Source organism: Frankia sp. CgMI4 (genome assembly GCF_001756285.1).
GTDB classification, from domain to species: Bacteria; Actinomycetota; Actinomycetes; order Frankiales; family Frankiaceae; genus Frankia; species Frankia casuarinae.
In genome coordinates this window covers 1-15,627 of record NZ_MAQZ01000059.1, presented here as the reverse complement: position 1 = coordinate 15,627, position 15,627 = coordinate 1, and the positions used below count along the sequence as shown (strand labels likewise).

The following is a 15,627-nucleotide window of genomic DNA, read 5'->3' as shown; positions in this document are numbered from 1 at the left end:
AGCACCCCTGCGATGCCGGGCCCCAGGCCGGCCCTCCTCCTCGACCGGCGTCATGGGCCGCTCCGTCGCCGTCGGAAGGGAGCTGTGGYCGCCGAGTCGCCGGTGTCCTCCTGGCTGTCGAGGCCGTGGCGAAGGGTGTCTCGGTCCTGGTCGTCATAGCGCCGGACGRCCGTCCGTACCACCGGCGTCGTCGTAGTCGAGGTGGCGGCTTCGCGCTCGTCGTCGCCACTATGCCGGGTCGAGACCGAGGCGGCGGGGGTGAGCGGACCGGCGGGGGTGAGCGGACCGGCGGGGGCGACCGGATCGACCTGGTTCACCTGGTTCACCGGGTAGAGCGGGGCAGTCGGCCCGGTCATAGCCTCGTGCGGACCCGCCGGTCTACCCAGGTCGTCCTCGGCCCCACGCAGGCGGGCCCGTAGCCGTCGCGCCAGGCGGATGATGACCGCCAGGAGCAGCACGCCGATGGCACCGATGGTGATCGCGGTCGCGATGGCGCCGTAGACGGTGGATCGGACGAGAACCCGGTTCGGTGGTTCCTTGGACAGCGCCTGCCCGTCGAGGTTGAGTTTGCGGATCTCGAGGGGAAACGTTCCCGCGCCTTCGGCCTCCATCCCGATCTCGACCTGAGCCTTCTGCCCTGGGGGAAGGCGGAGTGTCTGCCGGGCTGGCGAGCGCAGCCGGGACCGGTTGGTCGAAGAGAAGGCGAGCACCACAGTGACCTCGTATTGGGTGTTGTTCTCCAAGGTGATCGGGACCAGCCCACGTTTGCTCGTCAGGTTGACGCTGCGGGAGGCCACCACCTGGATTCCGTTGCGGATCRCGGACGCCTCCCCGTCCACCTGCTGGCTCAACGACACACCGTCAACCCTGYGGTCTCCCCGCCACGCGGCGGAGGCCGCCGTGACAAGCGCGTTCTTCATCGGGTTGATGAGCTGCAGCTGGCACCTGGGACCGCGCCTGGGTGGGCACAGCACGGGGCTCAGGGCCTGCACCTCGTCGAGGACGTCCTCGACGGCGGTGAGGTAGTTGGCCGGCAGTTCGCGGGCCTGTGCCTCGGCCGGGTAGACGAGCCGGCCCGGCCGGTCGGCCGGCCGGCCCTGGCCCCCGGCACCTGCGTCGAGTCCCACCGAGATGGAGTAGCCGCTGGTGAGGGTGTCGAGTACCGACCGTGCCCAGTCGCTCGGCGGATCCCAGTCCCGGGGCAGCGCCAGGACCTGGAACCGTTGCTCGGGTCGTTCGGCGGTGATCATGCCGAGCTCGGCCCGCAGGCGTGCCAGGGCCGTCCCGAAGTCGGGACCGTCGGGCAGCCCGGTGTAGGCGGTTGCGATCCTGGTGAGYCGGCGGTCGGCCGCGAGCGCCTGGATCGGTCCGGCCGAGGTGGCGAGGCTGACGGTCGCTGACGGAGTATAGGTGATCTTCGTCGCGGGGGGTAGCAGCTGGTCATCGAGGATCACGGTCCCGACCTCCAGCTGGCGCAGTACGTCCACGGTGGTGGCGTCCGCCGACCCGTCGGCAGGGTATGCGATGGTGCCCTTCTGTAGAGGGGCACGCCCCAACAGTTGGGCCAGCACAACTTCGCCAGTCTTGACGGCGTACTTCATCGTGTCCAGCTTCCGGGCGTGGACGAGCGCGGTCAGATCGGCATCCCCGTAGGGCAGCGCGAACACCATGCCTCCGTGCTCGGCGAAGCGCACGATGTCGGAGAGAAAAAGGGCCGCATCGGCGTTCGCCTGCGCATGAACGGGCCCGCCCGGGGTGGCGTAGTCGTAGCCGCCCGGCTGCGCCATGATGGTCAGCGCCTGCACCAGGGTCGGATCGACGGCGAGCGYGACCGGCGGCGCGGCGGCGGTCAGCAGCCGGGACAGCCGGCCGCCCGGCTTCACCTCGTCCGCGAGCGCGTTGTCGGTCAGCCTGCCGTCCGAGCGCAGGCGCGGCTGATCTGCGATCGGCAGGACCGCTGCGATCGGCGTCCTCGGCTGCTGCGGATTCGGCGCCCAGACCAGGAAGGTGTAGGCCGCGCCGATCGGTGCCACGGCGCGGCCCCCGACGGAGCCGGTAATCCGTAGCTGGATCGGGTACACCCCCAGGCTCGGCGGCAGGTCCAGCGCGGCGCGATCGGTGGCGATCCGGAAGGGCACGGGCGCGGCACCCTGGGTGGGCGGGGCGGCCAGCGGCTGGGTGCCGTCGCCGTTCGCGAGGACCACCTGGCGGTAGCTGCGTGTTCTCGCCGTGGCCGGGTCATCGGTCAGGGTGGCCAGCTGCCCGCGTGAGGTCACCCTGGCGCCTATCCACAGGCTCATGGAGAGGTGGGCCAGCGGCTCCCCGACCGTGGTGATGAGCTGGCCGCTGACGGAGAGCATGGTCGAGCCCCCCGGGGTGGGGGGACTTACCTCATCCAGATCAATCGTCACCGGGTTCGGCGAACCACCGGGCCTGGCTGCCGTGTTATCCGGAGTGATAGATGGCAAATTATTCGATTTATCGGTGGATGAAGATGCGGAAGATCGTGGTGTTCTTGTAGATGAACCGTGGTGGGTAACCGGTTCGACGAGGACTCCCCCGGCCGACGCGGGGGCCGAAGCCGAAGCCGAGGCCGCGCAGACCCCGGGCACGGCCACGGCGAACAGGGCCAGCGCCGCGAGCATCGCCGCCCAACGAGGTCCACGACGGCGCCGCCCGGGTCCCTTCTCACGCATCGTCACAGCCTGTCCCGCTCATCCGAACAGCCTGTCTCACTCATCCGAAGTCTGTCGATGCGGTCGTGTGGTCATGCGGTCGTGTGGTCATGCGGTCGTAGTCAGCAGGGTGGGCACCTCGTGGATCAGGCGGCGTTCATCGGCGTACGCGAGGCTGCCGGTCACCTGGGTCAACAGCACCCACTCCGCCGCCCGGCGCAACGGCGCGCGACCGGTGGTGGAGGTCGGCGGCGGCATGGGTTGATCGTACGAGCCCCCGGCGACCAGCCGGCCCGCCTGTCYGGAACGCCGGGGTTACGGCTTGGTTCCGCTAGGCCCTCCCYGGTTGGACGCCGAGAAATCATGATCATTGTTTCGGGTCCACGTGCCGGATCACCGGCGGTGAGGCCGTAACCTGAAGGTGTGTCAGTGATCAGTCTGGACAATCCGCGAGACTCGGCCGAACGGGTGGTGAGTGAGCTGTTGAGGGTGCCGCCGGCCGCCGATGAGCTTGGCCGCGTCTTCACCGCGAACGGCTACCTCCTTCACCTCGTCGGTGGTTCGGTACGGGACGCCCTGCTCKGCAGGCCGGCATCCGCTGTGTCCGGGGCCGTACCGGCCGATCTCGACTTTGCCACGGACGCCCGCCCCGAGCGGGTTCTGGAGATCACCCGAGGATGGGCGGAGGCGACCTGGGAGGCCGGAATCGCCTTCGGCACGGTCGGGCTCGCTCGGCACGGTGTCCGGTTCGAGATCACTACCTACCGTAGCGAGGCGTACGACCGGAAGTCCCGCAATCCGGCCGTGACCTACGGCGACAGCCTGGAGGCGGACCTGTCCCGGCGGGACTTCACCGTGAATGCGATGGCGGTGTCCGTGCCCGGCCATGACTTCGTCGACCTGTTCGGCGGGATGGCAGATCTCGCCCGCGGCGTGCTGCGTACCCCCGCAAGCCCCGAGGCGTCGTTCGACGACGACCCGCTGCGCATCCTGCGGGCCGCCAGGTTCGAGGCGGCCCTGGGCCTCACCCCGGTACCCGAGCTGGTCGCGGCGATGCGCTCGCGGGCCGATCGGCTCGCGGTCGTCTCCCCCGAGCGGATCCGCGACGAACTGCGCAAGCTCATGTCGGCTCCCGACCCGGTCGCCGGTCTGGAGCGGTTGGTCGAGGTCGGGATCGCCGACATCGTGCTGCCCGAGGTGTCCGCCATGCGGATGGAGATCGACGAGCACCACCAGCACAAGGACGTCTACGCCCACACCATGACGGTGCTGCGTCAGGCGATGACCCTGGAGGAGCCGGGGGAGCCGGACGAGGTGCTGCGCTGGGCCGCGCTGCTGCATGACATCGGMAAGCCGCGGACCCGCCGGCACATGACGGGTGGGCGGGTGTCCTTCCACCACCATGAGGTCGTCGGCCGGGACATGGCCCGCCGCCGGCTCGCGGCGCTGCACTTCCCCAAGGACGTGACTGACGCGGTCTRCCGGCTTGTCTACCTGCACCTGCGCTTCCACGGATACGGGGCGGGCGAGTGGACCGACGCCGCCGTACGCCGCTACGTGCACGACGCGGGTCCTCAGCTCTCCCGGCTGCACAAGCTGGTCCGCTCGGACTGTACGACCCGCAACCGGCGCAAGGCCGCGGYGTTGTCCCGGACGTACGACTCGCTCGAGGAGCGGATCGCCGAGCTCGCCGCGCGCGAGGAGATCGCCGCGATCCGGCCGGAGCTTTCCGGGGACGACATCATGGTGCTGCTGGGGCTGCCACCGTCCCGGTTGGTGGGCCAGGCCCGGTCGCACATGCTGGAGTTCCGCTTCGAGCACGGGATCGTCGGCCGGGAGGCCGCCGAGGCCGAACTGTTCCGGTGGGCCCGGGAGCACGAGGTGCCCGTCCCCGGTGATGCGCCCGTCCCCGGTGAGCTCACGCCTCGGCKGGGGTGACGGGCCTGGGCTGACCGTCCGGGCCAGGCTGACCGTCCGGGCCAGGGCGGTCAGCCGGTCGTGCCGATCCGGGCTCGCCGATGTGACGGATGATCCGGTCTTCCGGATGGCGGTGGGCGGCCCGGTAGTACAGGATCCCGGCGAGCGCGTAGCCGGCCCCGGCTACCAGGACCACCGGAACGGACCGGCCCTCGTCCGGCAGGACCACGGCGGCCACCGCCGCGGCCGCCACGAAGGCGACATTGAACAGCAGGTCGTAGAGCGAGAAGGCGCGACCGCGGTAGGCGTCGTCGGTCTCCTCCTGCACGATGGTGTCCACGCAGATCTTGCTGGCCTGTGCGGAAAACCCGAGCAACGCTCCCGCGACGATGAACAGCGTCGAGGAGAAGGGTAGCCCGAGCGCGACCTCGACGACCCCGCCGAGTACCAGGACGAGGGCGATCCAGCTCGACTTCGGCATGCGCCGCGTGACGCGGGGAGTCGCGAGCGCGGCGCTGATCGTGCCGGCTCCACTGGCGGCGACGACGGCGGCGAGTCCCGCGAGCCCGCCTTCCGAGCCGGTGAAGTAGTTGCGATACAGCAACACCGTCATCACGAGGATCAGGCCGTAGGCGGCCCGCGAGGTGGTGAGGGCGGCGAGCGCCCGCCGGGCCGGCCCGTGGTTCACCAGATAGCGGGCGCCGTCGAGCATGTCGGCGACGACCTGGGTGGTCTGCGCCCAGGCGCCCTGCCAGGCCATCGTCTCCAGCGGACCGAAGTCGCTCCGCCCCGCCCGCGCCGCGGTGGCGGCGGCTACAAGGTAGGTGAGAGCCGCCAGAGCGGCGACGAACGCCACCGCCCCGTCCTCGCCGCCGATCAGCCCGCGCAGTCCGCTGCCGACACCGGCTCCGGCGAGCGTCGCGACGGTGCCGGAGGTGACGGACAAGGCGTTCGCCGTGACAAGCCGGTCGAGGCCGACCACGACCGGGAGCCCGGCGGACAGCGCCGCCAGCACGAAGCGGTTCATGCTCACCGAAGCCAGTGCCACCGCGTAGAAGTCGAGGCCCGTCTGGCCGGTGGCGATCAGAGCGACCAGGATGCCCATCAACAGCATCCGGACGAGTGAGCAGACCACCAGAACCCGCTGGCGGGACACGCGATCGAGCACGATGCCGGCGAAGGGTCCGATGACGCTGAACGGCAGCACAACGATCGCGAGCGACGCGGCCAGGGCCGCCGCTGAGGTCGCCCGTTCGGGAGAGAACAGCACATAGCTGACGAGGCTCGCCTGGAAGACGCCGTCGGCGGCCTGGGAGGTGAGCCTGGACGCGTAGAGCATCCGGAACCCACGATCGTGCAGCAGCTCACGAAGGTTCTCCGCCCGGGCCACGTCGTCAGCCTAGGACCAGACTGGTCGGCTCGGGGCACAAGGTCCGGCCGCCCCCCTCCGGGCGGCCGGACCTTGTGTTTCCGACCGGGTCCGCTGGCCGGCCGATCCGACGAGGAGGACCCGACGAGAAAGATGAGGACGACGAGGAATCAGCCCTCGATCAGCCCTCGTCGCGGATGAACGCCTCCACCCGGTCCCGGGYCTCGTTGTCGCGGTACTGCTCCGGCGGGGACTTCATGAAGTAGGAGGAGGCGGAGAGGACCGGGCCGCCGATGCCCCGGTCGAGTGCGATCTTGGCGCAGCGCACCGCGTCGATGACCACCCCGGCGCTGTTGGGGGAGTCCCATACCTCAAGCTTGTACTCGAGGTTCAGCGGCACGTCGCCGAAGGCACGTCCCTCGAGGCGGACATAGGCCCACTTGCGGTCGTCCAGCCAGGCGACGTAGTCCGACGGCCCGATGTGCACGTTGTCCTTGCCGAGGTCGTGGGAGACTTGGGAGGTCACGGCCTGCGTCTTGGAGATCTTCTTGGACTCCAGCCGCTCGCGTTCCAACATGTTCTTGAAGTCCATGTTGCCGCCGACGTTGAGCTGCATGGTCCGATCCAGGATCACGCCGCGGTCCTCGAAGAGCTTCGCCAGAACCCGGTGGGTGATGGTCGCGCCGACCTGTGACTTGATGTCGTCGCCGACGATCGGCACGCCTGCCGCGCGGAACTTCTCCGCCCACTCGGGCACCCCGGCAATGAACACCGGCAGGCAGTTGATGAAGGCGACGCCGGCGTCGATGGCGCACTGGGCGTAGARCTTCGCGGCGTCCTCGGAGCCGACCGGCAGGTAGCAGACGAGTACGTCGGCACGGGTCTCCCGCAGGGTTGCGACGACGTCAACCGGCGGTTCGTCCGACTCCTCGATGGTCTCCCGGTAGTAGCGGCCGAGGCCGTCGAGGGTGTGGCCGCGGCCGACGGTGACCCCGAGTGGGGGGACGTCCGCGATCTTGATGGTGTTGTTCTCGCTGGCGGCGATGGCCTCGGAGAGGTCGCGGCCGACTTTCTTCGCGTCCACGTCGAACGCGGCGACGAATGTCAGGTCCGAGACGTGGTACTCGCCCAGCCGCACGTGCATCAGCCCGGGGACCCGGGCTGACGGGTCGGCATCGCGGTAGTACTCGATCCCCTGGACCAGCGAGACAGCGCAGTTGCCTACGCCGACAATGGCGACACGTACCGAGCCCATGATGGTCTGCTCCTTAGCTGAGATCTTCGTGGAAGTGGGTCATATGGGGCACGCAGCTCCGCCGCGGCATTCCCGATCATGCTGGTCGGGAACAGGGACCCGCTACGGGATGACGTTCATCGGGTGGTCGGGACCTCGCCGTCGGGGTCCTGGCCGGCTGTCCGCGGGGCCCGCCTGCTCCGGCCACGCCTGTTCACGTTCACGTTCAGGTGCGCGTCGCCGTCGGCAGGCGTGCCGCTATCCCGTGCGCGCGGGTCGTCCTGGCGGTCCGCCTGCGCCGGAGGGCTTCCCGGCCCGCTTGGGCGGGCTGGTTCGACGACGGGTACCCCCGGCTRCACGGATCCTGTGGACGGGGTTGTGGGCRAACCTGTGGATCCTGTGGACAACTGTGGTCCCTGGGTGCCGACGGGGGTGCCGGCGCGTTCGGTCTCGATCAGCTCGTTCAGCCAGCGGACCTCACGTTCGACCGATTCCAGGCCGTGGCGCTGCAACTCGAGTGTGTAGGAGTCGAAACGCTCGACGGTCCGGGTCAGGGCCGATCGAACCTTCTCCCGGCGCTCCTCGAGCCGCCCGCGGCGACCTTCGAGGATGCGGAGGCGGACAGCGGCGTCCGTCTTCGAGAAGAAGGCGAAGCGCACGCCGAACATCTCGTCTTCCCAGGACGACGGTCCGCCCTCGCCCAGCAGGTCCGCGAGCTTCTCCTTGCCCTCGCCCGTCAAGGTGTAGACGACCCGACTGCGCCCGCCGAGACGGCTCGCGGCGCCGACGTCGTCCGCGGTGACGTAGCCGGCGGACGCGAGACGACGCAGACAGGGATAGAGCGAGCCGTAGCTGAACCGGTGGAACGCGCCGAGGAGCGCCGCGAGCCGTTTGCGCAGTTCATAGCCGTGCATAGGGCTCTCGGAGAGCAGGGCGAGGACCGCCAGCTCCAGCATGATCCACCCCTTCTCGACCGTGATGCCCCGTGATGCCCCGTGATGCCCTGCCGACCGTTCCGCGGGCCGTGGTGGACCACGGCCCGCGGAACGGTCAGCTCGACATATCGGAGCGATACATCGAGGATAGACGTCGCGGGACGAGCACCGCAACCAGGAATGACCAGTCGGCGACCGGGAGATGACAGATAGGCGCCCTGCCGGTGCATCCCGACCCCTGCCGGACCATCGGTCCCGCGCGGCCAGATCCCGGTGCGGGCGGGCTCACACTGTCATCCGGATCACAGTCGGGATGTGGAGCTGGGAGACCGGTTTGGYGGCTGTGCGGACCGTCTGTGCGGACCGTCTGTCTGGAAGCCGGCTCCGGCGTACCGTTGCTGGCATGCGTCCGCGGTCGGTCATCGACTACGCGCTCGCCCGCCGGGCGACGCTGGCGGATCTCTTCGCGGGCAGGATCTCGTCGTTGGATGTCTGCGACGCGCATCCTTATCTGCTGCGGGCGGCCAGGTACCACGGTGAGCGGACCACGAAGCGATGCCCGGTCTGCCGAGGCGGCGATCCGCTCATCCATGTCACCTACGCCTACGGCGACGAGCTCGGGGAGAGCTCCGGGCGGGTTCGCACCACCAGGGAGCTCCCCGCGCTCGCGTCGAGGTACAGCGAGCTGCGGATCTATGTGGTGGAGGTGTGTCCGCCCTGTGGCTGGAACCACCTGGTCACTTCTTATGTGATCGGGACGGGGGAGCCGAGGGCGAAGAAGCAGATCCGGCGGCGGACCGCGGACCGCTGACGGCTGGTCGTCCCCGAGAGGCGCAAAGGACGCCCTGCGCGAGGGGGCGGAATTCGGCGTGAGACCCTGGTCTGCCATGTGGGTCTCATGGCAGGTCCTGGCGTCGCATCCGCCATGGGCTGACCTCGTCACAGCCTCGCCGGGTGAATGCGGCGAGTGAGCGAACATCACGTAGTCGGCCCCGGTCCGATGGTGGACCGGTGGTCGCCGGGATCGTGCACGGTCCGGGCCGAGACGGGCCGGTTCTGTAGATCCTGTGGAAATCGGACCTTCGGTGATGGTTGGGGGCGCCGGCCCGTCTCCTGCGGCGGTCCGGATACCGGGGAGTCCCGCGGCGACGGATGGAGCGGTTGGTGAGCTCTCCCTACGATCAGGGCTCTAGTCGGGGTGGTCCTGCACCTGACCGAGCATGGCCTAACCCGGACGGCCAGTCCCGGGTACCCGCGGACCGGGTACCCCCGGACCGGGTACCCCCGGACCGCGCCCGGCGGCCGGAGCAGGCCAGGCCCGGCCAGGCCCAGGGACGCCGGCTGGTGCCGCCGACGGGCCGGCCCAGCGGCGGGAGAGGGGAACGCACCGCTCTCGTGCCACCCGCGGCTCCCTCCGCCGCGGCGAGGACGAACACGCCGCCGGACGGTGGGACCGGTCGGGGTGCCGGTGCCACCGTCGGGGGGTGGGTGCCGGACCGTGGCATCGGGAAGTCCGACGCGCCCGGCCGTGAACCGTCCAGCGCTCGTCCCGGCATGCCCGTCGGCGAGGCGACCGGTCGTCGCCGAGGCGGCGGCGCGCCCTCCGGTCGGGCGACCCCCACCCGGCGGGTTCCCGGCCGTGGGTTCTCCGATCGGACCGCCTCTGACCGCGGCGTCCCCGATCGTGGGCCGGACCAACCGGCAGACCGGACAGYCGGCGAGGTCAACACCCTGTACGACACCGTCGACCAGGAAGCCCTACGACGGGTCGATGTCCGGGAACGCACCGTGGACGCCACCGTTTACCACAAGGTGATGCCGGAGCGGGACTCCCGGAATGGCCGCCGCAACGGTGTGTCGGACCGCGACCGCATGACCGAGGTGACGCCCGCTCAGCGGGTGGCCGGTCGGYGCGACCTCACCCGCGCCACCGAACTGATGGCCGTCCGGAGCCGGGCACGGGAGGGAGACGGATCGGCCGCTACCCGCCGGATGGCGGGTGGGCGACCGGGCGCGGATCGGATCGAGCCCCGCCGGACCGGTCCAGGCCGGCCCGGTCCAGGCCGGGCCGGCCCGGGCCGATCCTCCCGGGCGGAGATGGGTGTCCCGGGCGGGGCGGGAGGACCCGGGCGCCGCAACGGGAAGGCCCCCCGGCCGGGCCAGGGGCGACACGGCCCGATGTGGTGGCGACGGCGCCCGCGCTGGCTGCGCCGTCTGGTCTTCGCCAGCTTCTTCTCCGGTCTTCTCCTGTTCGCCGCCGGCATCGGCGTCATCTACGCGGCGACCCGGGTCCCGCTGCCTGCCGAGGTGAAGACGGACCAGACGTCGATCATCTTCTACGGACCGCCGGCCGGCTCGCACCAGGACAACGGTGAGGAGCTTGCCCGGATCGGCACCGTGAACCGCACCGACGTGCCGCTCGCCGAAGTGTCCGTGGACATGCAGCACGCGGTGCTCGCGGCCGAGGACAAGAACTTCTATCACGAACCCGGTATCTCTCCCAAGGGCATTGCCCGGGCGCTCTACGTGAACGTCACCGGCGGGGAGCTGCAGGGTGGTTCGACCATCACCCAGCAGTACGCCAAGAACGCGTACCTGTCGCAGGAGCGGACCTTCACCCGCAAGATGCGCGAGATCGTGCTCGCGGTGAAGCTGGGCCAGAAGTACTCCAAGGGACAGATCCTGGAGTTCTACCTGAATACGATCTACTTCGGCCGGGGCGCCTACGGTATCGAAGCGGCGGCGAAAGCCTACTTCAACACCTCGGCCGCCAAACTCACCCCCGCCCAGGGGGCGGTCATCGCGGGCCTGATCCGATCACCCAACTACCTCGACCCGGCCAAGAACCCGGGTCCGGCGGCGAACCGCTGGCACGACGTGGTCGCGACGATGGTCGCCGAGGGCTGGGCTCCGCCGGGGCTCGCCCAGCAGAGCCCCCCACCCGTGGCCGCGAAGGCGCAGGACRCCGCCGCCTCGTCCGACCAGATCGCGTACATCCGCGATCAGGTCAAACGTGAGCTTACGACCGTCGGGAAGATCACCGAGGATCAGATCAACCGCGGTGGACTGCGCATCAYGACCACGATCGACAAGGGGCGGCAGTTCAAGGCCTTCCAGGCGGTGAGCGACGTGCTGGGCCCGGCGTACRCCGCCGTGCCGGATCTGCGTACCGGGCTCACCGCGATAGAACCCGGGACCGGCAGGATCCTCGCCTGGTACRGCGGGTCGCTCTACGGCAAGGACGCACAGGGCCACGAGCAGTACGTCGACAACGTGTCAGGGGCGCAGGTGCAGTCCGCCTCCACCTTCAAGACGATCACTCTGGTCGCCGCGTTGCGTCAGAACATCAACCTCAAGTCGAMCTTCGCCGCTCCCGCCAAGATCACACTGCCGGGGAATTACGTGGTCAGCAACGACGAGGGTGAGGCGGGCGATCTCGGATACAAGAACCTCATCGAGGCGACGGCGGGCTCCATCAACACGGTGTACGYACCGCTGGGGCAGAACATCGGCGTCTCGAACATCATCAAGACCGCGCGCGACCTTGGCATCCCGGCCAGTACCCAGCTTCGCAACGAAGCGGGTATCACGCTGGGCCAGGACGACGTGCACGCGGTGGATATGACCACGGTCTACGCGACCCTCGCCGGCGCCGGAGTGCGGGCCACACCGCACATCGTGGACAAGGTGGTCGACGGCAACGGGCAGGTGATCTATTCGGGTACCCCGGATGTGAAGCAGGTCATCCCGGCCACGGTGGYCCGCGACGCCACGTACGCCCTGCAGAGCGTGTTGACGGATTCGAGTGGCACCGGAAAGCGGGCCCGGCTGGACGGYGGGCGGGAGGCCGCCGGCAAGACCGGGACGTCGACCAACTTCCGGTCGGCCTGGTTCTGCGGGTACACCAGGGAACTCGCGTCCTGCGTGAACATGTTCCGGGGCAAGGGCACCGARCAGGATGTGCTGAAGGGCATTCCCGGCGCCGAGAAGGGCGTCTACGGGGGTACCTACCCGGCCAAGGTGTGGAAGGCGTTCATGGACGCCGCGCTGACGGGGGTGCCGCCGTCGAAGTTCGATCCGCCGGCCTTCGGTGGCCTCGTGCAGGATAACGAGCCCGAGCCGACTCCCACACCCACCCCGGCGCCGAGCGCCTCATCGAGCCAGCCCGGCGATACCGGCGTCAACCTGGGCGATCTCCTGAACCCCAGTGGCAACGGCAACGGCGGTGGTCAGCAGCAGGGTGCCGGCCAGGCGGGCCGGCCGGCTCGACAGACGGGGATCTTCTCCGACCCGTTCAACTGACCGGGAGGTCGAGTTCAGTGCTGGTCATGGGCTGTCATGGGGCGAGAATGACGGGCATGGCCATGTCCCCGGCGTCCCCCGTCCGCGTCAGCCCGGCCCGGGAGGACCCGGTCGTCGCGGGGGCAAGCCAGCTCATCGGTGGGCCGCCGGGTGAGCACGCGGCCGTGCCCGACCGGCGTGGTTGGCTGACCCCGCTGCGGGTGCTGATGGCAATGGTCATCGTGGYCGGGGTCCTCGGCTACACCCAGAAGATCAGTTGCCGGGACACCCGGAACTRGACGCATGAGCACCAGTACACGGCGTTGTGCTACTCCGACATCGTCGCGTTGTACAGCCAGGAGGGGCTGGTCGACGGGAAGATCCCCTATCTGGACTACCCGACGGAATATCCGCCGTTGATCGGCGCCACCATGCAGCTCGTCGCCTGGCCGGCCGGTCTCGCGAACGGACCGCGGGCGGTCTACCGGGAGGAGAACGGCGAGCGCGTCTTCGACCATTACACGATGGACATGCGGTCGGCCGTCTTCTACGACCTCACCGCCCTGCTGTTCCTGATCGTGGCCTCGGTCGCGGTGTGCTGCACCGCGCTGGCGGCCGGATCGAGGCGGATCTGGGACGCCGCTCTGTTCGCGCTGGCGCCGACCCTCGTGCTGCATCTGCTGACGAACTGGGACATCATCGCGGTGGCGTTCGCGGCGGGCGGCCTGCTTGCCTGGTCCAGACGGGCTCCGAAGCTCGCCGGGATGCTAATCGGACTCGGCATCCTCACGAAGCTCTATCCGGCCCTGTTCCTGCTAGGGTTGGCCTTTCTCTGCCTCCGGGCCGGGAGGCTGCGCGAACTGGCCCGGACCGTCTGCGCGGCGGCGGTGACGGTGCTGGTGGTCATCGTCCCGCTATGGCTGACCGCCGGCTACTTCAACGCGGAGAACGCCCGCGTCGGCGACAGCATCTGGTCGAYCTTCTGGCGAGGTGGTGACTGGATCCGGCTGGTCGGTGGTGGTCCGGACGGGGCCMGCAACGCCATCGCCCGGTTCTTCGATCTGAACTCCGACCGCGGCGCCGACTGGGACTCGCTGGCGTTCGGCGCGACCTGGCTTGCCGGCCGCTACGACCCGGCCTGGTTCGGAGCACTGCACCTGGTGGTCTCCGCGCTCACTGCCGTCGTCCTCGTCGCGGTGGCCGCGGCCGCGATCCATCATCGGCCCGATGCGCGCCGGCTGGTCATCGCGGCGGCCGCGGCCGGCTGGGTGACGATCGTCGTCGCCCTCCCGATGATCCTGCAGGGCTTGCGGAACAACGGCCTGCCCATCTCCACGTTGAACATCATCACTGGGGCGGCCCTGCTGGTCTCGGTGGTCGCCATCGGGTTACTCACCTGGCTCGCACCGCGCCGGCCCCGTCTGCCGCAGGTGCTGTTCCTGCTCGTCGTCGCCTTCCTGCTGACCAACAAGGTCTTCTCACCCCAGTACACGATCTGGCTGCTACCGCTGGCGGCACTGGCTCGGCCCCGATGGAGGCTGTTCCTGCTGTGGCAGGTCTGCGAGGCGTGGGTGCTGTTCACCCGATTCATGCACTTCATCTACAACGACACGCAGGGTCGTCACGGCATCGACCGGGGATGGTTCGTCGGCGCGGTGGCCCTGCGCGACCTGGTGCTGCTCGTCCTGGCCGGATTCGTCGTCCGGGAGATCCTGCATCCGCATACCGACATCGTGCGGACCGGCGGAATGGCGTACCCGGGTGATCCGCGTGTCGCGGTCGGCTCCGCTGCCGTCGGCGATCCGGACGCCGTTGACGACCCTGCGGGCGGGGTGCTGGACCATGCCCCCGATGTCCGCGGCGGCCGGCCGGCGTGGGTTACGGCGGCGGCCACCGGCGAGCCGGCCGGAGGCCCGGGCGCCGGCAGCGCCGACGGGGCCGGGTCCGGCGGTGCATGATCCGATCGGGCCGGGGATGGTCCGAGCGGCCTGGGCCCGGCTGCCGGAGCCGGTCCGGGCCACGCTGCCGATCTGGTTCGGGAGCCGGGTCGCGGTCGCCCTGCTGGCGCTCGCCGCCGCGCGGGTCCTTACCTCGGCGCCGGCGCGAAACGCTCCCGGCCTGCGCACGCTCTGGGACCGGTGGGATGTCGGCCTGTTCACGAAGGTCGCCCGGTACGGTTATCTCTCCCCCGCCTACTCGGACCGGACAGAAGTCGACTTTCCCGGCCTCCCGATCGCGATGCGGATCGTCCATATTGTCGTTCCGGACTGGATTGTCGCGGGTCTGGTCGTGTCGTTCCTCGCCGGTGCGGTCGCGGTCGCCGCGCTGTGGCGGTTGGCCGCGGACGAGGTCGGCAAGTCCGCGGCGCGGTTCGCCGTCCTCAGCCTCATCTGCTTCCCCTACGCGGTGTTCCTGTTCGCCGCCTATTCGGAGGGCATCTTCCTGGGGTTCGCGACGGCGTCCTGGCTGGCGGCACGTCGCAGCCGCTGGTGGTTGGCCGGCCTGCTGGGCGCCGGGGCGGCATCCGCCAGGATCAGTGGTATTCCCTTCGGGGTCGCGTTGGCCGTGCAGTACGTCGCGAGCCGRCGCTCCGCCGGCCTCCCGGTGTTCGCCCGGCCGGCGTTGTCGCTGGGGCTTCCACCCATCCCCGTCCTCGCCTACCTGGGCTATCTCAGGATTCGCACCGGGGGCTGGGGCTCCTACACGGACGCGATGCGGGACGGCTGGCACCGAGGCCTCGACTGGCCCTGGTCGGGCTGGACCGCCACCTGGGCATCGGCCACGGATGGCAACGGTGCGTCGACCTTCGTCTGGTTCTGGCGCGGGGAACTGCTCGCGGTGGTCGTCGGGGTACTGCTGACCATCATCCTGCTGGCCRGGAGACGGTGGGGTGAGGCGACCTTCCTCGGCGTGATGACCGTGATAATGGCCTGCACGAATTATTATGCATCGGGAATCCGTGGAATTTTAGTGGCCTTTCCGTTGTATCTGATGCTCGCGCGAGCCGCCGCGCGGCAGAGCTGGGTACAGTCGGTATATCTATGTACCGGTACGCCGATCATGGCAGCCCTGGTCGTCGCCTTCACGCAGGGACAGTGGGTGGACTAGCCTTTCCCCGCATGGCGCCTTCGGCGCAATGCGGGGGCCCCTGGCATCGGGGGCCGTGCGGGGTTTCCGTCGCCTCGCCTTCGGCGAGGTTCCTGGGGGAGCCGTCGG

Annotated in this window: 10 protein-coding genes; 5 read left to right on the top strand and 5 right to left on the bottom strand. The window is 69.7% G+C overall.

The genetic code is table 11. From position 1 onward, the window contains the following. Positions 1-50: 50 nt before the first annotated feature. Together Manayef4_RS08370 and Manayef4_RS24865 are read right to left on the bottom strand one after the other, a co-directional pair. Positions 51-2,696: a DUF6049 family protein gene (locus tag Manayef4_RS08370; RefSeq protein WP_070131224.1), complete on the bottom strand. Its 2,646-nt coding sequence runs from the start codon at positions 2,694-2,696 to the stop codon at positions 51-53. An 87-nt stretch (positions 2,697-2,783) separates the two neighbouring features. After that, entirely contained in the window at positions 2,784-2,933 is a 150-nt protein-coding gene (locus Manayef4_RS24865) for a hypothetical protein (protein ID WP_023839965.1), read from the bottom strand. A gap of 171 nt (positions 2,934-3,104) precedes the next feature. On the opposite strand from Manayef4_RS24865, the gene Manayef4_RS08365 reads away from it, so the two are divergent. Further along, positions 3,105-4,613, top strand: coding sequence for a CCA tRNA nucleotidyltransferase (locus tag Manayef4_RS08365; RefSeq protein WP_070131199.1), 1,509 nt, complete (start codon positions 3,105-3,107; stop codon positions 4,611-4,613). Here the strand turns inward: Manayef4_RS08365 and Manayef4_RS08360 are convergent. The 3 genes from Manayef4_RS08360 to Manayef4_RS08350 form a co-directional block, all read right to left on the bottom strand. Continuing rightward, positions 4,594-5,982 carry an MFS transporter gene (locus Manayef4_RS08360; protein ID WP_011438884.1) on the bottom strand — a complete coding sequence of 463 codons (1,389 nt, stop codon included), beginning with the start codon at positions 5,980-5,982 and terminating at the stop codon, positions 4,594-4,596. The two genes, Manayef4_RS08365 and Manayef4_RS08360, sit on opposite strands and share 20 nt — an antisense overlap. 160 nt (positions 5,983-6,142) lie before the next feature. Next, positions 6,143-7,216, bottom strand: a complete 1,074-nt coding sequence (locus Manayef4_RS08355) for an inositol-3-phosphate synthase (protein ID WP_070131198.1) — start codon at positions 7,214-7,216, stop codon at positions 6,143-6,145. A gap of 116 nt (positions 7,217-7,332) precedes the next feature. Beyond that, on the bottom strand, positions 7,333-8,151 hold the full coding sequence (locus Manayef4_RS08350; protein ID WP_070131197.1) for a PadR family transcriptional regulator: 819 nt from the start codon (positions 8,149-8,151) through the stop codon (positions 7,333-7,335). Positions 8,152-8,533: 382 nt separating this feature from the next. Between Manayef4_RS08350 and Manayef4_RS08345 the strand changes: the two genes are divergently transcribed. From Manayef4_RS08345 to Manayef4_RS08330, 4 genes are all read left to right on the top strand, one after another. After that, positions 8,534-8,941: a DUF5318 family protein gene (locus Manayef4_RS08345; RefSeq protein ID WP_011438881.1), complete on the top strand. Its 408-nt coding sequence runs from the start codon at positions 8,534-8,536 to the stop codon at positions 8,939-8,941. A gap of 1,367 nt (positions 8,942-10,308) precedes the next feature. Beyond that, a complete protein-coding gene (locus tag Manayef4_RS08340; RefSeq protein WP_254665526.1) occupies positions 10,309-12,432 on the top strand; it encodes a transglycosylase domain-containing protein in 2,124 nt (707 codons plus the stop codon). Between the two features lie 47 nt (positions 12,433-12,479). Next, the gene (locus Manayef4_RS08335) at positions 12,480-14,369 is read left to right on the top strand and encodes a glycosyltransferase 87 family protein (protein ID WP_070131196.1); all 1,890 of its coding nucleotides are present in this window, start codon (positions 12,480-12,482) and stop codon (positions 14,367-14,369) included. Between the two features lie 16 nt (positions 14,370-14,385). After that, positions 14,386-15,519 (top strand): hypothetical protein, encoded by a 1,134-nt coding sequence (locus Manayef4_RS08330; RefSeq protein WP_254665535.1) that lies wholly within the window; start codon positions 14,386-14,388, stop codon positions 15,517-15,519. Positions 15,520-15,627 lie beyond the last annotated feature (108 nt).

Excerpts from the sequence above, each read along its gene's own strand:
- Manayef4_RS08345 (WP_011438881.1), top strand. The coding sequence starts at position 8,534 with ATGCGTCCGCGGTCGGTCATCGACTACGCGCTCGCCCGCCGGGCGACG.
- Manayef4_RS24865 (WP_023839965.1), bottom strand. The coding sequence starts at position 2,933 with ATGCCGCCGCCGACCTCCACCACCGGTCGCGCGCCGTTGCGCCGGGCG.